The 18,636-nt window shown below is 63.7% G+C and carries 18 protein-coding genes; 4 read left to right on the top strand and 14 right to left on the bottom strand.

The genetic code is table 11. The features are described from left to right. Positions 1-151 precede the first annotated feature (151 nt). Positions 152-1,813 carry an NAD+ synthase gene (locus tag U3648_RS11840; RefSeq protein ID WP_420859442.1) on the top strand — a complete coding sequence of 554 codons (1,662 nt, stop codon included), beginning with the start codon at positions 152-154 and terminating at the stop codon, positions 1,811-1,813. Between the two features lie 80 nt (positions 1,814-1,893). Here U3648_RS11840 and U3648_RS11835 read toward each other — a convergent pair whose 3' ends face one another. From U3648_RS11835 to U3648_RS11805, 7 genes are all read right to left on the bottom strand, one after another. Beyond that, entirely contained in the window at positions 1,894-3,168 is a 1,275-nt protein-coding gene (locus tag U3648_RS11835) for an ABC transporter permease (RefSeq protein WP_420859441.1), read from the bottom strand. Then, positions 3,165-3,971: an ATP-binding cassette domain-containing protein gene (locus U3648_RS11830; protein WP_420859440.1), complete on the bottom strand. Its 807-nt coding sequence runs from the start codon at positions 3,969-3,971 to the stop codon at positions 3,165-3,167. The genes U3648_RS11835 and U3648_RS11830 overlap by 4 nt, the downstream gene beginning before the upstream one ends. A gap of 98 nt (positions 3,972-4,069) precedes the next feature. Further along, on the bottom strand, positions 4,070-5,074 hold the full coding sequence (locus tag U3648_RS11825; protein WP_420859439.1) for a taurine ABC transporter substrate-binding protein: 1,005 nt from the start codon (positions 5,072-5,074) through the stop codon (positions 4,070-4,072). Positions 5,075-5,650: 576 nt separating this feature from the next. Next, positions 5,651-6,670 (bottom strand): YeiH family protein, encoded by a 1,020-nt coding sequence (locus U3648_RS11820; RefSeq protein ID WP_420859438.1) that lies wholly within the window; start codon positions 6,668-6,670, stop codon positions 5,651-5,653. A 13-nt stretch (positions 6,671-6,683) separates the two neighbouring features. After that, on the bottom strand, positions 6,684-7,697 hold the full coding sequence (locus tag U3648_RS11815) for an Ldh family oxidoreductase (protein ID WP_420859437.1): 1,014 nt from the start codon (positions 7,695-7,697) through the stop codon (positions 6,684-6,686). A gap of 42 nt (positions 7,698-7,739) precedes the next feature. Continuing rightward, positions 7,740-8,921, bottom strand: coding sequence for a UxaA family hydrolase (locus U3648_RS11810; RefSeq protein WP_129679675.1), 1,182 nt, complete (start codon positions 8,919-8,921; stop codon positions 7,740-7,742). A 12-nt stretch (positions 8,922-8,933) separates the two neighbouring features. Beyond that, complete coding sequence (locus tag U3648_RS11805) at positions 8,934-9,224, bottom strand: UxaA family hydrolase (RefSeq protein ID WP_420859436.1); 291 nt, start codon at positions 9,222-9,224, stop codon at positions 8,934-8,936. Between the two features lie 113 nt (positions 9,225-9,337). Here U3648_RS11805 and U3648_RS11800 point away from each other — a divergent pair, with 113 nt between their 5' ends. Then, positions 9,338-10,060 (top strand): GntR family transcriptional regulator, encoded by a 723-nt coding sequence (locus U3648_RS11800; protein WP_420859435.1) that lies wholly within the window; start codon positions 9,338-9,340, stop codon positions 10,058-10,060. Between the two features lie 188 nt (positions 10,061-10,248). Here the strand turns inward: U3648_RS11800 and U3648_RS11795 are convergent, their stop codons facing one another. The 7 genes from U3648_RS11795 to U3648_RS11765 form a co-directional block, all read right to left on the bottom strand. After that, entirely contained in the window at positions 10,249-11,223 is a 975-nt protein-coding gene (locus tag U3648_RS11795; protein WP_420859434.1) for an alcohol dehydrogenase catalytic domain-containing protein, read from the bottom strand. Continuing rightward, the gene (locus U3648_RS11790) at positions 11,220-11,972 is read right to left on the bottom strand and encodes an SDR family NAD(P)-dependent oxidoreductase (protein WP_420859433.1); all 753 of its coding nucleotides are present in this window, start codon (positions 11,970-11,972) and stop codon (positions 11,220-11,222) included. Before U3648_RS11790 ends, U3648_RS11795 begins: the two co-directional genes overlap by 4 nt. Next, complete coding sequence (hisD, locus tag U3648_RS11785; RefSeq protein ID WP_420859432.1) at positions 11,965-13,275, bottom strand: histidinol dehydrogenase; 1,311 nt, start codon at positions 13,273-13,275, stop codon at positions 11,965-11,967. The genes U3648_RS11790 and hisD overlap by 8 nt, the downstream gene beginning before the upstream one ends. Positions 13,276-13,287: 12 nt before the next feature. Continuing rightward, the gene (locus tag U3648_RS11780; protein WP_420859431.1) at positions 13,288-14,619 is read right to left on the bottom strand and encodes a TRAP transporter large permease; all 1,332 of its coding nucleotides are present in this window, start codon (positions 14,617-14,619) and stop codon (positions 13,288-13,290) included. Between the two features lie 10 nt (positions 14,620-14,629). Beyond that, positions 14,630-15,145, bottom strand: coding sequence for a TRAP transporter small permease (locus U3648_RS11775; protein WP_420859430.1), 516 nt, complete (start codon positions 15,143-15,145; stop codon positions 14,630-14,632). 117 nt (positions 15,146-15,262) lie between these two features. Beyond that, positions 15,263-16,408, bottom strand: a complete 1,146-nt coding sequence (locus tag U3648_RS11770; RefSeq protein WP_420859429.1) for a TRAP transporter substrate-binding protein — start codon at positions 16,406-16,408, stop codon at positions 15,263-15,265. Positions 16,409-16,431: 23 nt separating this feature from the next. Next, positions 16,432-16,611 carry a hypothetical protein gene (locus U3648_RS11765; protein WP_420859428.1) on the bottom strand — a complete coding sequence of 60 codons (180 nt, stop codon included), beginning with the start codon at positions 16,609-16,611 and terminating at the stop codon, positions 16,432-16,434. A 158-nt stretch (positions 16,612-16,769) separates the two neighbouring features. Here U3648_RS11765 and U3648_RS11760 point away from each other — a divergent pair, with 158 nt between their 5' ends. Next, the gene (locus U3648_RS11760; RefSeq protein WP_420859427.1) at positions 16,770-17,807 is read left to right on the top strand and encodes a LacI family DNA-binding transcriptional regulator; all 1,038 of its coding nucleotides are present in this window, start codon (positions 16,770-16,772) and stop codon (positions 17,805-17,807) included. A gap of 86 nt (positions 17,808-17,893) precedes the next feature. Next, positions 17,894-18,589: a hypothetical protein gene (locus U3648_RS11755; protein ID WP_420859426.1), complete on the top strand. Its 696-nt coding sequence runs from the start codon at positions 17,894-17,896 to the stop codon at positions 18,587-18,589. Positions 18,590-18,636: the final 47 nt, after the last annotated feature.

Below are 18,636 nucleotides of genomic sequence, written 5' to 3'. Positions count from 1 at the left end.
GAGACTAATGGAGGAAACCCGCGCCGACAACGGTTTAGCGGGGATTCCCGCGCGGGGCCGGGTCGGGCGCGGGCCGTTCAATGGCGCGATCCGGCTTTCCCCTGCCCCCTGATCTGCTAAACCCTGTGGCAGACCGTGAACGAGGCCCGCCATGAGTGACACCTTCCGACTGACCCTTGCGCAGCTGAACGCAACCCTTGGCGATCTGGCGGGGAACGCCGCCAAGGCCCGCGATGCATGGGAGCAGGGCAAGGCAGCGGGCGCCGACCTTGTGGCCCTGCCTGAGATGTTCATCACCGGCTATTCGACGCAGGATCTGGTGATGAAACCGGCGTTCCATCAGGACGCCATGGCCGCGGTCGAGGCGCTGGCCGCCGACTGCGCGGACGGTCCGATGCTGGCCATCGGCGGGCCGTGGATGGAAGAGGGGCGGCTGTATAACGCCTATCTGATCTGCAAGGGCGGGCGGATCGTGGCCAAGCAATACAAGCATTTCCTGCCCAACTACGATGTCTTCGACGAAGTTCGCCAGTTCCGGCGCGGCCCGATTTCGGGCCCCTATGACGCCGGGCCGCTGCGCATCGGCAGCCCGATCTGCGAAGACAACTGGTATGTGGACGTGGCAGAGGCGATGGTCGAATCCGGGGCCGAGATGATCCTCGCCCCCAACGGGTCACCCTATTACCGGGGCAAGTTCGACAAGCGGATCAGCACGATGGTCACCCGCGTTGTCGAAAATGACGTGCCGCTGGTCTATCTCAATCAGGTGGGCGGGCAGGACGATCAGGTGTTCGACGGCGGCAGCTTCATCCTGAACCGCGGCGGCAAGCTGGCCCTGCAATTGCCGGTGTTTGACGAGGCGATCGCCCACGTCGACTTCCACAAGACAGAGGACGGCGGCTGGGAGGCAGAGGACGGCCCCAAGGCCACCTACCCGCCGCTGGTCGAACAGGACTACCACGCTATGGTGCTGGCGCTGCGCGATTACCTGCGCAAGACCGGGTTCAAGAAGGTGCTGCTTGGCCTGTCGGGCGGCATCGACAGCGCCATCGTTGCCACCATCGCGGTGGATGCGCTTGGCGCGGAAAACGTGCGCTGCGTGATGCTGCCTTCGGAATACACCTCTCAGGCCTCGCTGGACGATGCCAAGGACGCGGCGACCCGGCTGGGGTGCCGATACGATTTCGTCCCGATCTCGGAAGGGCGCAAGGCGATCACCAACACCCTTGCCCCGCTGTTCGAAGATACAAGCCCCGACATTACCGAGGAAAACATCCAGTCCCGCCTGCGCGGCCTGCTGTTGATGGCGCTGTCGAACAAGTTCGGGGAAATGCTGCTGACCACCGGCAACAAGTCCGAGGTCGCGGTCGGCTATGCCACGATCTATGGCGACATGGCGGGCGGCTACAACCCGATCAAGGACCTGTACAAAATGCGGGTGTTCGAAAGCTGCCGCTGGCGCAACGCCAATCACCGCGACTGGATGCTGGGGCCGGAGGGCGAGGTGATCCCGCCCAACATCATCGACAAGCCGCCCAGCGCCGAACTGCGCCCCGACCAGAAGGACGAGGACAGTCTGCCGCCCTATGAGGTGCTGGACGGTATCCTTGAGATGCTGGTGGACGAGGATGCCAGCGTCGCCGACTGTGTCGCCGCCGGATATGACCGGGACGTGGTCAAGCGGGTCGAGCACCTGCTTTACATCGCCGAATACAAGCGGTTCCAGTCCGCCCCCGGCACCCGCCTGTCGAAAAAGGCGTTCTGGCTGGACCGCCGCTATCCCATCGTGAACCGCTGGCGCGACGAAAGCTGACCGCAGCTCTGGCCGACCAAAACGAAACCGCCCCGCTGGAACACCAGCGGGGCGGTTCGCGTTTCAAGGGGTCGCAGGGCCTAGCTGCGGCCCTTCCACGGCACCAGCTCCTGTTCGATCTTGCGCATCAGCATATCGATGCCAAACCCGATCACCCCGATCAGGATGATCCCCATCAGCACGATATCGGTCAGCTGGAACTTGGACGCGACCATGATCATCATCCCCGCCCCTTCCGACGCGGCGACCAGTTCGGCGGCAACCACGGTGCCCCAGCAGACCCCCATTGCCACGCGGGCGCCGGTGAAGATTTCCGGCAAGGAGTTGGGCACGATCACATGGCGCATGATCTGGAACTTGGACGCACCAAGCGAATAGGCCGCGTGCACCTTGGTGATATTGACTCCGGACACCCCGGCCCGCGCCGCGATGGCCATGATCCAGAGCGAGGCAAGGAACAACAAGATGATCTTGCCCGTCTCGCCGATCCCGAACCAGATGATCACCAGCGGGATCAGGGCAAGGGGCGGCACCGGGCGCATGAATTCCACGATCGGTTCGAACCAGCCCCGGAACCAGTTGCTAAGGCCCATGGCATAGCCCAGCGGGATGCCCAGAAGCGCCCCGAAGAAGAACCCGGCCACAACCCGGAACAGGGAATAGCCAAGGTGGCGCCACAAGGTGCTGTCACGATAGCCATCGTTGGCAATTTCAATCACGCGCGACACCACGGCCTCGGGCGGGGGCAGCCAGATCGGCTCCATCTGAAGGCCCGACGGCGGGGCAAAGCTGATCGCGCCCTTGTCGGTCAGGGCAAAGCGGCCAACGTCCAGCGTCAGGCCGGTATCCGGCCCGATGGCCTCGCCGTTGATCGCGACCACGCGGGCGTCATCGCTGCGCTTGATCTCGTCATTGCGGTCAAACAGGATTGTCGTGGAACGCGAGGCGTTCATTGACACCGCGTCATCCTTGGCGAAACCGTCGCCCGGATCGACCTCGAAATTGGCGGTCTCTTCGCCGAACCCGACAACCCGCACATGCACGGTCGCGTCATCGCGCGATCCATCCGCCGCCTCGACCGTGTAGGTGAAACTGGTCTCGCCCACAAACGGGCCGGGCGCATGGAGGAAGCCGGGGATCCAGTTGGACCCGGTAAACGACCCCCAGATCAGAAAGATCGTCAGGACCGAGATGATCGACGCCCAGCGGTTCGACGTCACCGCGCTTTCATCGCCGAAGGTCACGGTCTTGAGCGAGGTGAAATCGTTGGTGGTGCGGTGCACCAAAGTACGGATCAGGAAGAACGACCCGACGAAGATCGCCACATATACCAGAAGGATGATAAACCCGGTCATTTCTCCGCCTCCGTCCGGCCCATGATTTCTTCTTCCATGTCCCAGATCATCTCGAGGATTTCTTCACGCGTGCTGGCATAGCCTTCGGCCTTCTTCACGTCGCGCAGGTCCGCGCCCACGCCCATATCGGCAAAGGGCAGCCGGTATTCCTTGTGAATACGGCCCGGACGCGGGGCCATGACCAGAAGCCGTTCGCCCAGCAGAAGCGCCTCTTCCACCGAATGGGTAATCAGGATGATAGTCTTGCCGGTCTCTTTCCAAAGCTTGAGGACGAGGCCCTGCATCTTTTCGCGGGTCAGCGCGTCCAGCGCGCCCAGCGGTTCATCCATCAGGATCACGTCCGGGTCATTGGCAAGACAGCGCGCCAGTGCGACCCGCTGCTGCATCCCGCCGGACAATTCGTAGATCGCCTTGTCCTTGAAATCACCCAGACCGGTCACGTCGAGAAGATGATCGACATGCGCGCCCCATTCCACCTCTGACTGGCCCTTCATGCGGGGTCCAAAGCTGACGTTGGACCGCACGTCCATCCATTCGAACAACGCGCCCTGCTGGAACACCATGCCGCGTTCGGCATCGGGGCCGGTGACGGTATGGCCATTCATCACGATCTTGCCGTCGGTCGGGGCCAGAAACCCCGCGACGATGTTCAACAGCGTGGTCTTGCCGCAGCCCGACGGGCCAAGCACGCTCATCAGCTCGCCTGGTTTCAGGTCAAGCGACACGTTCTGAAGCGCCTGAACCGAACTGCCATTGGGCAGATCGAAGCGCATCGAAATATTCTGAATTGATAGTCCCGACATATCGGCCTTTGCTTTCGCACGTGTGGGATTTTCGGGCGCACAGCCGTGCGTCCGGCCGAAACGGGAGGGGCGGGACAACCCGCCCCTCCACGAAGGTCTTACATGTCAGCGGCAGCCGCGAGCGGGCCGGTGTTCACCGCGTTTTCATATGTGTCCAGCGCACCGTCGATCGACCCCGCCTCGACAAAGACGTCGGCGACGCCCTTCATGAAGGCCTGCGCGTTGCCACCCAGCCAGGTCGGGCTCAGCTGTTCTTCGATGGTGGGGAAGACGAAGGTGGAAATGGTTTCCATCGTCGCTTCTTCCGACATGCCCGCATCCTTTGCGATCAGCGGCAGCATTTCCGCGTGGTTCGCCGGATCGGCCCACATGGCGTTGGCATCGGCGGTCACCTTCAGGAAGGCGGCAACCAGATCGCCGTTTTCGGCAACCCAATCCGCCGGGCCCGAGGTCACGTCGAAGACGAGAATGCCAAGATCGGTCTTTTCCGCGCCCGTCAGAAGCACGTTGCCATGTTCCAGCGCGCGGCGCAGCGATCCGCCCCAGCCACAGAACATGTCAACCGCGCCCTGCGCGAAGGCAGCCGCACCATCTGGCGGGTCCATATCGACCACGTCCATCGACGCCACATCGACGCCGAAGTGGTTCATTTGGTTCAGGAACCCGTAGTGCGCGGCGGTGCCCAGCGGCACGGCCACGCGACGACCGGCCAGTTCCCCGGCGTTGGTCTTGTCAATCTCAAGCTCGGCCCGGACCACGCAGTTGTCGTTGTCGGCATAGGACACGGCAACGTCGAGGATCTGAAGGTCCTGCCCGGCAGAGGTGGCGACCACGAAGGGCGGCACACCCTGGCTGACCGACAGTTGCACATCGCCCGACGCCATGGCGGCCGACATCTTCACGCCGGATTCAAAGCTGACCCAGTTGATGTCTACGCCAAGGGCTTCTTCATAGGTGCCCATCTGCTTGGCGTATTCGAACGGCATCGGCCATTCGAGGAAGTAGGCGACCGTGATTTCCTCCGCCATGGCCTGCGCGCCCATCAGCATCGCGGCCCCGGTTGCAATGGTCGCAACCGTATTCTTGAAACGTCCAATCTTCATCATTTTCTCCCTTGTTTTAGAACCACCATTTCCGGCGTGTCCCCGGCTGGCTTTTTGTTGTTCACCCCGTCAGCCTAAAGCCCCGGGGCCTGTGCGGCAACGCCTGCGTCCAAAGATTATCCGCCGCGCCGCAGCAATTATGCCGACCGAATTTTCCATCTTCAAAGCGCCCTGCGATGATGAAAATTGGCTCCGTTCGGACGTTCTCTTTTCCATTCCTTTTCAAGATCATATAGGCTGATCCTGAGTCATCGCTTGAACTTTCATTCACGGGAAAGCCGGGTCGTATCATCGCCTCCTGTTCCTGATGGCCAAACATGTTTGGACCAGCCGTTTCGGCGCTGCGGAAAAGACACCGGCCGATCCCGGTTGCCGACTTCCGCAATGCGCCGGGATGACACGTCGTGCCGGTGCCAGATGCACAGCCGGCGCGGACGGTCCGGCGGGTCGAAAGACGATCCCGCCTCGGGTGCCCGCGACAACGCTTACCCTAGGTCACTATGACTCAGCGCCCGGCGAAGGTTAGGTCCAGTTGAGAACAGATATCTATCCAGATAGTCGAACGCCCTGCTCGCGTCACGGGGCAAGAGCGGTCAGCCCGACCACGATGAAGAGCGCGAGAAAGGCTGTCTCGGCCACGAGGAACAGCGCCGCCGTGGTGCCGACGTTCAGGATGTCCTTGGGCAGGGTCTTGAGCCCAACCGACCCGATGGCGATCAGCAAGAGCCAGCGCGACCCTTCGGAGGCCGCGGCGGTGACCCCGGCGGGCAGCAGCCCCGCCACGCCCAGCGCCGCCAACCCGATGAACCCCATCACGAAATGCGGCACCAGCGGCGGGCGTTTGCCCCCGACCTCGCCCCCACCGGCGGCCGCGCGGATCACCATGGCCGCGATTATGACCACAGGGGCCAGCATCACCACCCTCAGAAGCTTGACGAGGGTTGCGACGTTGCCGGTTTCCTCGGACACCGAAAACCCCGCTCCCACCACCTGCGCCACGTCATGCACCGTGGCCCCGATGAAGATCCCCGTCGTCCGGTCGTCAAACCCCATGAATTGCGCCAACACGGGGTAAAGGATCATCGCGACCGTGGACAGAAGCGTGACCCCGACCACGGTGAAGATGAGCCGTTCCTCGGACCGGTCGTCCTTGGGAAGGATCGCGGCGATGGCCATGGCGGCAGAGGCCCCGCAAATCGCCACCGCCCCCGAGGACAGGAAGGCAAAACGGTAGCGGAAGCCAAACAGGCGTGACGACAAAAGTCCGAACCCGATGGTTGCCCCTACCCCGGCAACGACCAGCCCGATCACGTCCCAGCCCAGAACCCCCAGCATGTCGGCACTGATCCGCACCCCAAGAAGGGCGACGCCCAGCCGCAGCACCTGGCGCGAGCCGAAGTCGATGCCGGGCCGGGTCCGGGCCTCGGACCCCAGAAAGTTCAGCGACATGCCGAACAATAGCGCCAGAAGCATTGCCGGGGCGCCGTAGTGTTCGGCCACAAAGCGGCTGGCAAGCGCGATGATCACCGCGACAAGCAGACCCGGAAAGAGCGTATTTGCCCGCTGCATCAGGCCATTCGTCAGGGTGGTATTCATGGGAAAACTTTCGTCAGGAGGCGGCAACCGCCATCGCGCGGGCGGCGTCGGTATAGGCACGCGGAATGGTCAGCCCCTCGGCCTGCGATTTCGCCAGCGCGGCAAGTCGTCGTTGACCCGGCAACCGTGCGCCGTCCATCGCTGCAATCTGGGACAGGAGCGTCTCGATCCGGGCCGCGAAGGCGGCAGGGTCACCGGGCCGCATGATCAGCAGGAACTGGCCCGCGCCGGGCGGCGGCCCTTCGGCGGATAGAAAGGATGACATTTCGGAACTGAACTGCGCGCCGGTCAGAACGGCGGCCAGAACCTCGACCATCAGGGCAAGCGCCGTGCCCTTGGCCCCGCCAATTGGCACCATCGACCCGGCCAGCGCGGCTTCGGGGTCGGTCGTGGGGTTGCCGTCGCGGTCCAGCGCCCATCCTTCCGGGATCGGCTGGCCGGTCTTCTTCGCGTTCATCACCTTGCCCCGCGCGACATTCGACAGGGACAGATCGATGACCAGCGGCGGCCCGTCCGGGCGCGGTGCAGAAAATGCAATTGGGTTGGTGCCGAACAGGGGGGTTTTCGCGCCCCAAGGGGCCATCGCCTTTGGCGTGTTCGCCACCATCAGCCCGACCATTCCGGCGCGGGCGATCCGGTCCACCTGCACTGACAGGGCGCCGCAATGGTGCGATCGGGAAATGGCAACGGAGGCGGTGCCGTACTCCTGCGCGGCCCCAAGTCCCGCCTCGATCCCAAGATCCATGGCCGGATAGGCAAAGCCGAACCCCGCATCCACATGCAGGGCGGCGGGGCCGGTGCGGGTCAGTTCGGGGGTGGCATCGGCGCGCACTTTGCCCGCCTGCATCTGCGCGACATAATCCGTCAGGCGGGAAAACCCGTGCCCCACCTGCCCTTCCGCCTCGGCCGCGACAAGGGCGCGGGCCACGGACAGCGCTACCGGTTCAGGCGCGCCGCTGGCGGCAAATGCCCGGTGCAAGAGGTCTGTCGCCTCGGACAGGGTAAGGGTTTCTGTGGGTGCGGTCATCCTGTCAAAAGGCGGGCGGCGATGGGCCGCCCGCCCCTTATCTTAGGCGCTGCGATACAGCTTCGTCATCGAAAATTCCCGATGGCCCAGCGCTTCGGCAGCAGTGTTGCGGCCATTCGCGGTGCGGCAGATCATCTCGATCAGGGCGTCGCCCGCCTCGTCGATGGTCTGTTCGCGGCGCAGGATACCGGACACGTCCACGTCCACATGCTCGGACATGGTGCGCACGGTGCGCGGGTTGGCGGTGATCTTGATCACCGGGACGATCGGGTTGCCGACCACGTTGCCCTGCCCGGTGGGGAAGGTGTGGATCACGGCACCACCGGCAGCCATCAGGGTCACACATTCGGCAGCCGCCGAAGAGGAGTCCATGAAGTAAAGGCCATTGCCCGACTTCGGCTGTTCGGCAGGTTCAAGAATGTCGATGAACTTCGAGGTCCGGCCGATCTTTTCAAGGTTGCCCAGCGCCTTTTCCTCGATGGTGGTCAAGCCGCCTTCGATGTTGCCCTTGGTGGGCTGGCTGTCCGACAGGTCGTCGGTCTGGTGGGCAAAGATCACGTCGTCCTGATAGGCTTTCCACATCTTGTACCAACGCTCGCCGACCTCTTCGTTGATCGCGCGCTTCTGGCAGATGTGTTCCGCCCCGGTGATTTCCGAGGTTTCGCCGAAGAAGCCGGTGATCCCTTCGGGCAGCAGCTTATCATACATGTTGCCGACGGTCGGGCAGGAGCCGAGACCGGTGGTGGTGTCGGATTCACCGCATTTGGTCGAGACCCAGAGTTCGGAGATCGAGCATTCCTCGCGCTGGTATTCCGAGGTCATGTGCACGAAATCCTTCGCCGCCCAGGAGGCGCGGCGGATGGTTTCGAAATCGCCGTTCTGTTCGATGGAAAACTCGGCGACCGGCTTGCCGGTGGCGCGGATGCCGTCGGCGATGCGCTTGGTCCAGCCCGGTTCGATCCCGATCACGACAACGGCGGCGACGTTCGGGTTGGCCCCGGTGCCGATCATGGTGCGGAAGTGCAGTTCAAGGTCTTCGCCGAATTGCAGACGGCCATAGGCGTGCGGGATCGCCATGGTGCCCTTGACGTTGTTGGCCACGGCCTCGCAGGCGGCGTTGGAAATGTCGTCCACGGGCAGGATGACGACGTGGTTGCGGACACCGACCCGGCCGTTTTCGCGGCGGTAGGCCCGGACAGTCATGTTGGAATATTTCGATGCCATGATCCGGTCTCCTTACCAGCGCTTGGTTTTGCAGTTGTGGGTGTGAACGTGGCCGCCCTTGGGGATGTCGGCGATGATCTTGCCGATGTCCTCGCCGTATTTCATGGCGGTGTCCCCGGCCTTGAGATCCTTCAGCGCGATCTTGTGGCCAATCGGCACATCGGCGCCCGAGGTCATCCGGAAGGTGGAATTGTCGTGGGTCACGCAGCACAGCATGTCGGTGCCGGCGGTCAGACCTTCGACAACAACGACTCCGACATTGTCGTCGTGCTCGTGGACGAGCAGGTGGGGAATTTCAGCCATCGGGGACTCCTATCGTGTGTCTTTTGTCTTATATAAGACTCAAGACCATGGACTTGTCAATCCGAGTCGGTAGAGTATTGGGACAGAAGCAGGGAATTAGCCGGGGCAAAGGGATGCCACAGGACAGCAACGCGATCAGCCTCAAGCCGCTGTACCAGCAGGTGCGCGAACGCCTGCTTTTGCGCCTGATCGACGGCGACTGGGTGGCGGGCGACGTGATCCCGAGCGAGATTCAACTGGCGCAGGAATTGGGCGTGTCGCAGGGGACGGTCCGCAAGGCGCTGGACGAGATGGTCCGCGACAACATCCTGCGGCGCAAGCAGGGCCGGGGCACTTTTGTCGCCAGTTCCGACGACGCGGAATTCGTGTTCCAGTTCTTCCGCATCCAGCCCGACGATGGCGACCGGGTGCTGCCGACATCCCATGTCTTGGCCGTCCGCAAGGAAAAGGCAAACGCGCAGGTCGCCCGCCTTCTGGAAATTGATCGCGGGGCCGAAACCCTGCGAATCGACCGGGTGCGCAGCCTGAACGGGCGCCCCGCGATCTCGGAAACCGTGATCCTTGTGCGGGCCCTGTTCCCCGATTTTCCCGGCGCGGCGGAGATCCCCAACAACCTCTACAACCTCTACGCCAAACGCTGGGGCATCCGGGTCGGGCGCACCGACGAACGGCTGCGGGCCGGTGCCGCCACCGCGGAAGAGGCCGCGCGGCTGGGCTGTGCCGAGGGCGAGCCGCTTTTGTGCATCGAACGGGTGGCACGCGATTTGGGCGGCACGCCGGTGGAATTGCGCCTGTCGAACTGCCTGACCGACGGGTTTTACTACGCCGCGGGCTAAGGTCCGACCCGTCATCGTTGATGAGGGCCGCGCCCGCACCGGGGTGGGCGCTTTGACCCGGCAATGCTTTGCGTTTTATCGCACCACGCCGTCGACCAGCTGGGCTATGCAAGACTTCACAATGCGCCCGCCCATGGGGCGGGGCGGGCGCGGCCCGGGCTGGCCGCCCGGTCCAATTCGTCATGAATTCAGGGCTTCAGCACGATCTTCGGCGCGGCAACCTTGCCGGCGCGGATATCGGCAAAGGCCCCCTGCCCCTCTGATAGGCTCCGTTCCTCGACCCAGTCCAAGGCCCCAAGCCGCCCGTCGAACATCGCCTGCGCGGTGTCGCGGAAATCCTGCGCGGTATAGGTGTAGGTGCCGATAAAGGTGATCTCTTGCAGGGTCATCCGCCGGATATCGAGGCCCCCCGTGTCTTCGCCCAGACCGATATGCACGATCACCCCGCCGGGCGTCACGTGGGCCGAGGCGATGGCGCGGGTCGCGGCAAAGCCAACCGCATCGACGACAATCGGGAACGCCCCCTCTGCCGTCGGAACAGTCGTCAGCCCGCATTGCTGTTCCAGATAGGCGCGGCGGGTCGGGTTCGGTTCGGCCACAGTCACATCGACGCAACCCATCGCCCGCAGCGCCAGGGCAGCGGCCAGCCCAATGGCCCCACCGCCGATCACCAGCGCGCGGCGGTCGTCCAACGAATGCAGCGCCGCCAACCCAAGGCGCACGGCATGCCAGCTGACCGCGATCGGTTCGGCCAGCGCGGCCTGCCCAAGCGATACATGCTCCGGCACCGTGACCAGATTGCGTTCGGGCATGGTGACCCACTGGGCAAAGGCCCCTTCGCGCGGCGGCATCGAAATGATCTGCCGCGACGGGCACAGGTTTTCCCGCCCGCTTCGGCAGGCGGGGCAGGTACCACAGGTGACCAGCGGGTTGATCGTGACCCGCTCGCCATCGCGCGGCCCGCCGGTGATCACGCCTGCCGCCTCGTGCCCAAGGATCAGCGGCGCGGGGCGGCGCGCGTCATGGCCAAGATAGGCGTGCATATCGGACCCGCAGATGCCCACGCTGTCCACACGGATCAGGACTTCGCCTGCCCCCGGGGTCGGGTTCGGGGCGTCCTGAAAGGCAAGGGTTTCAACCCCGGTATAGACAAGCGCCTTCATTTCGCGGTGAACCCCCCATCCAGCATCAGGATTTGCCCGGTCACATAGGCCGACGCCTCCGAGCAGAAAAACAGGACCGTGCCATCCAGATCGTTGGGGCGGCCGTTGCGACCAATGCAGGTTTGCGCCGCGTTCCGGGCAGCGCGGTCGGCATCATCGAAGACCGCCTTGGTCAGCTCGGTCGGGAAGAACCCCGGCCCGATGGCGTTGGCGGTGATCCCGTGGGCCGACCAGGCTTCGGCCATGGCGCGGGTCATCTGGGCGATGCCGCCCTTGGTCGCGCCATAGGCAATGCCGCCCGGAAAGGCCCGCGTGGATTGAAGCGAGGCAAAGTTGACGATCCTTCCCCAGCCCTTTTCCTTCATCGCTGGCACCATGGCGCGGGCAAGGAAGAACGGCGCGGACAGGTTGATCGCCAGCGTCGCGTCCCAGCCTGCATCCGTCACATCATCCGCCGGTTCGCGGGTGTTCAGTCCGGCGGCGTTGATCAGGATGTCGGGCGGGCCAAAGGGCGCGGCGATCCGGGCGACCGTATCGGCCAAAGCGCCCCGGTCGGCGATATCAGCATCCACGGCGGCGCAGTTCGGACCAGCCGCGTCGCACAGGGATTGCAGGGCGTCGCGCCTGCGCGCCACCCCCACAACCTGCGCCCCGGCCCGCGCAAGGACCAGCGCCGCCTGCCGCCCAAGGCCGGAACTGGCCCCGGTGACGCAGGCGACGCGACCCGCGACGCTGAACAGATCAGACATCTTCCGGCGTCAGGTCAAAGTTTTCATCCGGGAAATACTTCGCCAGACGAATATCCGCGGTTCGCGCGTGGCCTTCCATCCCTTCCAGGCGGGCGATCCGGGCGGTGGCAATCGCCACCGGCTTCGACCCTTCACGGGTGGCCCGCTGCCAGGTGACGATCTTCATGTACTTATGAACCGACAGCCCCCCGGTATAGCTGGCCGCGCCAGAGGTCGGCAGCACATGGTTGGTGCCCGACGCCTTGTCGCCAAAGGCCACGGTGGTTTCTTCGCCAAGGAACAGCGACCCGTAGCAGGATAGACGTTCCAGCCACCAATCCAGATCGGCGGCCTGCACGGTCAGGTGTTCAGGCGCATAGTCGTCCGAGGTCGCGGCCATTTCTTCGCGGTCGGCGCAGACGATCACTTCGGCATAGTCGCGCCATGCGGCGGCGGCATTGTCGCGGTTCACCTCCGGCAGGTCGTCGATCAGGGTGGGGACAAGGCGCATCACCTCTTCGGCCAGGGCCCGGTCGTCCGTGACCAACCAGACCGGAGAGTTATAGCCATGCTCTGCCTGCCCCACGAGGTCGGCGGCGACGATCATCGGATCGGCGGTCTTGTCGGCAAGGATCAGGCTGTCGGTCGGGCCCGCGATCATGTCGATCCCCACCCGACCGAACAGCATCCGCTTGGCCTCGGCCACGAACTGGTTGCCGGGGCCGACAAGGATATTGGCCTTGGGCAGACCGAACAGGCCAAAGGTCATTGCGGCCACGCCCTGCACCCCGCCCATGGCAAGGATCTTGTCGGCGCCGCAGACATGGGCGGCGTAGATGATGGCCGGGGCGATGCCCACGCCGGGGCGCGGGGGCGAACAGGCCACGATGTTCTTGCAACCCGCGACCTTGGCGGTGGTCACGGTCATGATCGCGCTGGCGATGTGGCTGTAACGCCCGCCGGGCACATAGCAGCCCGCCGCATGAACCGGGATCGCCTTTTGCCCTGCGATCAGGCCGGGGACCACCTCAACCTCGAAATTGGCGACGGTGTCGCGCTGCGCCTCGGCGAATTTCTTCACGTTGGCATGGGCAAATTCGATGTCCCGGCGCAGCTTTTCCGGCACCAATGCGGTGGCGGCCTCGATCGCTTCGGGCGTCAGAATGATGTCGCCCTCGTACTGGTCGAACTTGGCGGCATAGCGCAGCGCGGCTTCGTCCCCGCCCGCCTCGATATCGTCGAGGATGCCACGAACGATCTCTCTGGTTTCCGTCGCATCGCTGCGCGAATGAAGCTCGGCCTTCTTGAGATACTCTCTGGGCATGGTGTGGTCCTGTTACTTATAGATGTCGGGAAGAAGGGTGGTGGAAATCGCCGGGATATAGGCGATGAACAGCGTCACGATCAGCATGAAAAAGACGAAGGGAATGGCCCGATAGGCAATCCGTAGAATGGATTCCCCGGTCAGGCCAGCCACGACGAAAAGGTTCAGGCCCAGCGGCGGGGTGATGAAGCCCACCCCAAGCGCGGTGATCATCATGATGCAGAACTGGATCTCGTTCATGCCGATGTTATCGGCCAGCGGCTTCAGGATCGGCGCAAGGATCACGATATTGGGCGTGGTTTCCATGACGCAGCCCGCGGCGATCAGGATGCCGATCATCAAGAGGATCAGAACCCAGGGTTCATCGCTGAGCGAGGTTGCGGCAGAGACAAACCCCTGCGGCACCCCAAGGATTGCCAGCGCCTGCGCCAGCGGCAGGGAAAAGGCGATGATCGGCAGGATCACCCCGTTGACCTTGGCCGAACTGACCAGCATTGCCGGGAAGTCAGACAGCTTCAGCGTGCCAAGGATGAACCCCATGATGATGGTCACGACAACGGCGGTCGCCCCGGCCTCGGTCGGGGTCAGCCGGCCCGAGAAGATGCCATAGAAGATGATCCCCGGCACGATGAAAGCATACCAGCCGGATTGCAGCGCCGTGCCCAGACGCGATGCCCATTCGCCGAAGGACATGTTGCCGCCACCTTCCCAGCCATAAAGCCGGTTCATGATGATGTTGGTGGCAAGGATCGACAGAAGGATCGCGATCCCCGGGATCAGTGCCGCAAGGAACAGGGTCGAGGCGGAGATCCCAAGCACCAGACCGATGATGATATAGGCAATCGACGGCGGGATCAGGATGCCGGTACAGGCCCCCGCGGCGACAAGGGCGCAGGCATAGGGGCGTGGATAGCCGCTCTCGACCAGCCGGTCGATGGTCATCCGTCCCACGGCGGCGGCCCCTGCGGCATCGGACCCGGAAATCGCCGCGAACATGCCGCAGACCAGCACGGTGGCCGACCCGAACCCGCCCTTAGCGAATTGCGTCAGCGCCTCTGCCACGTCCAGAAATTTGCGCGACAGCCCGGTCCGCACCAGAACGTCCCCCGTCAGGATGAACAGCGGCACGGCCGTCAGCGCGAAATGGTCGATCCCGTGAAACAGGCTTTCGCCGATCAGGCTGAGCGGCAAGGCACCCGAGATCATCAGCATCAGGATCGCGGCCGATCCGATCGCGGCCCAGACCGGCACCGCCAGCGCGACCAGCAGGACGAACAGAAGGACCGGCCCGTAGAACTCCCATCCAAGGTCGATGGTCTGTTCCTGAAGTGTATTCCAAAGCATCGCGGCCCCCTCAGTCGAACAGCTTGTCGCCTTCGTACACGGGGCGCCCGTGCCGAAGATCGTGAAGGTCACGCAGGAAGGATTGGACCAGCCGCACCACAACCAGCGCAAAGCCGGTAGGCACCGCCATCAGGAACCAGACCTGGCTGATGCGCAGCCCGTGGGTCACCGACCCGAACTTTGCCGAGACGAGGACCGTTTCGAACGACCAGTAAAGCGCGACAAGCGCCACGCCGAACATCACCACATCCCCGAACATATAGAGCAGCGCCTTCACCCGCGGCCCGACGTATTGCAGGATCACGTCGATCCGGATGTGGCCGCGTTCGCGGACGGCGGATGCCGCGCCGATCCAGGCAAGGTAGATGAAGGAATAGCGGACGATCTCCTCGCCCCAGATCGAGGAATAGGCGAACAACTCTCGCCGCAGCACCTCGATGAACATGGTCGCCACAAGCATCACATAGAACCCCAGCAACAGCCAGCGCTCCGCGTTCCGGTTGAGGGCTTTCAGGATGCCCGACATTCCACACCTCCCGCCGCCGGGGCGCGCAGCTTGCGACCCCCGACCCTATCGGTCACGGCAATTTTGCGAATAAGGATCGGACCGGCGCGGTCTGCGCCGGTCCGCAAGTGGCGCCGATCAGGCGTCGTGCACGTAGTAGCGGCCCTGGGTGCCAGCGGCCTCTTCCAGCTTGGCGAAGGTGTCCATGGACCCGGCCAGTTCGACCTTGAACTCGTCCCATTCGGACCGCTGGTAGCCACCGGCGGCCTGCCATTCGGCCAGCTGATCGTCGGTCAGCGAATGGAACTGGACGCCTGCCTTGGCCAGCTCGGACATGGCGTGGGTGCGGGCGGACGGAACCTTGGCAAGGTTCTGGTGCGCGGTCATTTCGCCGGCCCATTCGATGCCTTCCTGCACGTCGGCAGGCAGCGAGTTGAACCATTCCAGGTTCATCGAATAGACCTGACTGTCCGGCACGGCCTGGGTAAAGGTCACGTGGCTCAGGATGTCCTTGAAGCCAAAGACGAACAGCGCGCCGACCGAGGGGTCAAGCGCATCGGCCACGCCCTGCTTGATCGCCGAGGGGGTTTCGCCCCATGCCACCGGGGTCGGGTTTGCGCCGACCATGCGGTAGTATTGCTGCAGCATCGCGGACCCCGGCACGCGGAACTTCACACCGGCCATGTCGGCGGGGGTGATGACCGCATCGCCGCCCTGACGCACGGCAACCACGCGCGGGTCGATGTTGATATACATCAGCGCCTTGAAGCCCGCTGCCTCGACCTTGGGGTGCACTTCGGATTTCCAAGTGTCGGAATTCACAAGGTTGGTGAAGCGCTGGTTCGACCCGCACAGGTAGGGCATGTTGATCAGGTCAACGGTCGAAGCAAAGGGCGCAAAGTTGGCCAGCGAATGCTGGGCACACTGGATGGTGCCGGTCTGAACCGCCTGCGCCAGCGCGCCACCGGAGCCCAGCTGACCACCCGGGGCCAGTTTCACATAAACCTTGCCGTTGGTGGCGTTCTGGATGTTTTCCTTCAGGTCCAGCTGCATGATCGGATAGCTGCGCGACGCGCCAATCACATAGGCCGTGGCCAGCGTCATGGTGTATTCGGCGGCAGCCTCCCGCTCCGCCTCTTCCTGCTGGATCTGGGCGGCAGCCTCGGACGACCAGAGCATCCCCCCTGCCCCGGCCACCAATGCGGCGGTAAAGCTGCCCGACGCGGCCAGCTTCAGAAAGTTCCGGCGTTCCTCGGACGCCAGTTCGGGTGTCTTGTTACGCATGTGCTCCTCCCTATGAGCTTTTGTCAGTGTTCCTTTTTGGACTCACGTTCCCGCCGAAGGATCGCCACGACAAAGGCGACCGAAGCGGCGGACAGAACCATCATCTCTTGCACGTCGGACAGCGCGGACATGTTGAAGAACGCCCCCGCCACGACATCCAGAACGAAGCAGGCAAACAGAACCGCCGATACCGCCAATGCCATGTGCCCACTCCCGAGATCTTTCGATTCTTGAAAAATGTAAGCGCTTACATTTGCAAATGCAAGCGCTTACATTGTATCTTGGGATACACCTCGCCTCTGACCGCGATGTAGAAGGATAGAAACCGGGCCAGTCCCGCCAAACAGGAGCCAACCCCGCCTTGACCAGGGAAGACCGAGACCTGACTGCTGCGGTCCCCACGCTTGAAGACGTGGCGGCGCGGGCGGGCGTTTCGACGGCCACGGTCTCGCGCTGTCTGAACTCTCCCGGGCAGGTCAGCGAACGCACACAGCAGCGGGTCATGTCCGCCGTCCGCGACCTGGGCTATGCACCCAATTTCGGGGCACGCGCGCTGGCGGCGAAACGCACGAATACCTTCGGCGCGATCATCCCGACCATGGAGAACGCCATCTTCGCCCGGGGTCTTCAGGCCTTTCAGAACGAATTGCAGACCAACGGGATCACCCTTCTGGTCGCGTCATCCAGCTATGACCCTGACCGCGAAGAAGACCAGATCAGGGCGCTTGTCGCGCGGGGGGCTGATGCGCTCTTGCTCATCGGCCATGACCGGACCGCCCAGACCTACGATTTCCTGGACCGGCGCGGCATTCCCTATGTCGTGGCCTGGGTGCATGATAATTCGGTGCGGCGGCAGTCGGTTGGGTTTGACAACTTCGCCGCGATGAAGGCCCTGACCGAAGAGGTCCTTGCACGCGGGCATCGCGACATTGGCGTGATCACTGCGGAACGGGCAGGCAACGACCGGGCTCGCGAACGTTTCCGGGGTATCTGTGCCGCGTTGGCCGATCACGGGCTGGACCCCGCTGACCTGTTGGTCGAGGAAACCACCTATTCCATCGGCAATGGCGCAAAGCGGTTCGCCCGCCTGATGGACCAGACGCCACGCCCCACCGCGGTTTTGTGCGGCAACGATGTGTTTGCCGCCGGGGCGCTAATGAAGGCTCGGGAAATGGGTCTGCGGGTGCCGCAGGACGTGTCGATCACCGGGTTTGACGACATCGACCTTGCTGGAATCGTGACGCCGGGGCTGACCACCGTTCACGTTCCCCACCGCGAAATGGGGCGGCGGGCGGCCCGGCGGCTTCTGGCGCTGCGGGCGGGCGAAGACCCCGGACCGGGCGAGGAACTGGAAACCACGATCAAGTGGCGTCATTCACTTGGCCCCGCGCCAGCCTAGCCCGCCGCCCCAAAAATACCCAGAATGCGGTCGAAATCGGCCGGAATGCCCCTGCAACCCTTGGACGAATTTTGAGGGAGGCATTCATGGCCATTGTTCTTTTTCCGCGCAAACAGAACCTGATCACAGGCGTCGGGATCGGGATCGGGTTTGCCCTGTTCGGCAAGGCCCTGATGGCCGGCGCTGCCAATGGTTCGGGCGGGACCGATGCCTTTTCCCCGTTGATCGGCGGCGCGTCGCTTCTGTTCGGGCTTTGGGCCACGGCCACCTGTGCCTTTGCCCTCTGGCGTCCCGCACCGAGCTTTTATGCGGACGAGGAAGGGTTCTCGGTCATGGGGAAATCGAAACGGCCGTGGTCCGATCTTCAGGGCGTGCAGGTGCGGACCCTGCGCATCTGGTGGATTCCCACGACGAAATGGGTCGAGGTGAAGGTCGGCAAGGGCAAGGTCTTTGCCAAGAAGATCCAGATCCGCTGGACCCATTTGAACGGCCCCGCCGGGGAAATGGCCGACGAAATCCTGAATGCCGCCGGTGCCTCGACCGCGCGCGCCCTGCTGGCACGGCACCAGAAGCCGGTGGATAAGGACATTGACGCCGCGAAGAACAAGGTCTTTGACGATCTGTTTGCCACCCCCAAGACCGCAGAACCAACGGCACAGCCAACCCCGGCCCGGTCACACCGCGCCCCGCGCCCGGTTCCGGCGACGCGCAAGGCAACGGACAGTTTCGACCAAGGCCCGATTGTCAGCCACCGCAGCCTGCGCGAGCGGATCATGGGCTGACGCGGATTTAGGGCGCAAACAGACCTTCAGGTCGAAAACAGACAAGA

This window comes from Marivivens marinus (assembly GCF_035969385.1).
Taxonomy (GTDB): Bacteria; Pseudomonadota; Alphaproteobacteria; order Rhodobacterales; family Rhodobacteraceae; genus SELP01.
Note: the sequence above shows the minus strand (reverse complement) of the source record. Positions and strands in the feature narration are given on the sequence as shown.